General features: G+C 38.6%; 2 protein-coding genes. Both read left to right on the forward strand.

The genetic code is table 11. From position 1 onward, the window contains the following. Positions 1–163: 163 nt before the first annotated feature. Positions 164–490: a tetratricopeptide repeat protein gene (locus AAOP42_RS00175; RefSeq protein WP_349526432.1), complete on the forward strand. Its 327-nt coding sequence runs from the start codon at positions 164–166 to the stop codon at positions 488–490. 274 nt (positions 491–764) lie between these two features. Beyond that, positions 765–1,427 (forward strand): hypothetical protein, encoded by a 663-nt coding sequence (locus tag AAOP42_RS00180; RefSeq protein ID WP_349526433.1) that lies wholly within the window; start codon positions 765–767, stop codon positions 1,425–1,427. Positions 1,428–1,572 lie beyond the last annotated feature (145 nt).

The following is a 1,572-nucleotide window of genomic DNA, read 5'->3' on the forward strand; positions in this document are numbered from 1 at the left end:
TTTGGTTGACTTCCCTGTCAAACACAGATTTACTGCCATCATTTTGAACTCCTTATCGAAGTGTCTTCTTTCTTGTTTCATCTTATGTAAATTTAGCTTAACGAGCTTAACTTACTGTCCTGTCAAATGTAGCAGTTCCAGTGTGCAAGATTACGTTTACAACATGTTCAACCAACAAACTCCAGCATGTGACCAGATAACAACAATCTCGAATAAACTGATATTAATATTTCCCGATGACATTTTCGGGTATTCGAACATCGGTGCATGTAACCTCATGAACAAAAATTTCAACGAGGCAATTAACTGGTTTAAAAAAGCTGAAAATATTGATGATCAAGATCCAATTGTACTCTCGAACATTGCATATGCCTATATGAACCTTAACATGAATACGGAAGCAATTGAATATTACGAAAAAGTTGCTGCAACTGGAGACGAACAGTATAAGAGTTTTGCTCTTCAAAAAATAGAAGAATTAAAAAAGTAACAGTGGCTAACAAACGCTGATGAATGAATGGGGTTTTATCGGTCAGGATACTTTGGTGGGGATTGGAAAGTCCGCCACAATTAATAAATTTAAAACAAGGCGTGGCTATGTGCGAGAGGAAAGATTAGTGCATTCTAATCCCCACTCATCATAGCTGGTCGTTATGTGGCATATTGCAATGAAGAAATACCTAACCATATTATTAGCAGTACTTGTTTTCTGGTCATGTAGTGACAAACAGTCGAACTCTGCAAATTCAATCCAGAACGAATTTTTGAAAAGGCAGATCGAGAATTCCAAGTCTAAGCTCAAGGACAAAGTATATGAAACGGGCTACTCACCTGCTGGAAAAAGATTTATAGAAATAAGTCAGCAAGTTTCCAACCGAACGACTGAACTCATAGAAAAGCTCTCAACAAATGTAGCCATCTCAACTACAGATATTGATGAACTAATTGAAATGGCTAAGTATGAATACGACACCATTAAATTTGACTCAACATTTCTAAGAAAATCCTTTGAAAACTACAGTTCATTGAGAACGGAAAACTTCGAAACTTCACTGCTCATGTTTAACCTCGATGTGATCGAGAATGCAAGGGAACTCCTTAGCAGCTACTTCTTCGATGTTGAATATTTTATTCCTGTGGTTCTCAGCGACAAGTTCAACATCAAAAAGGGAGAGACATTTAAAGGAACGGCAATTTTACAAGCCAAAATGGCTGCTATAAAGTACCTCTACGAAATCAAAGACCCACAAACTGAAGAAGGTTATGTTCAACTACCAGCTTGGAGCACAAGTAATTACGATGGAATAGTTAGAATCAAAGGAACTCAAGTCGGAACTCACAAAATCAAGATTCGTACTACGCAGCGATACGATAGTGGGATCGAACGAACTTTTGAAGAGGAGTTTGAGATAACCGTAACGGAATAAGCCACATAATCGAGTAGATGGCCAGTGAGCAAATAGCCCACTGGTGCACCTCTCACACCACCGTACGTACGGGTCTCGTATACGGCGGTTCATCGAATCGAAGGTTGCGTATTCTGGTAGTAGGAAAGCATTGATTCATACCCTT

The organism is Reichenbachiella sp. MALMAid0571 (assembly GCF_040151475.1).
Taxonomy (GTDB): Bacteria; Bacteroidota; Bacteroidia; order Cytophagales; family Cyclobacteriaceae; genus CAXBNB01.

Excerpts from the sequence above, each read along its gene's own strand:
- AAOP42_RS00175 (WP_349526432.1), top strand. The coding sequence starts at position 164 with ATGTTCAACCAACAAACTCCAGCATGTGACCAGATAACAACAATCTCG.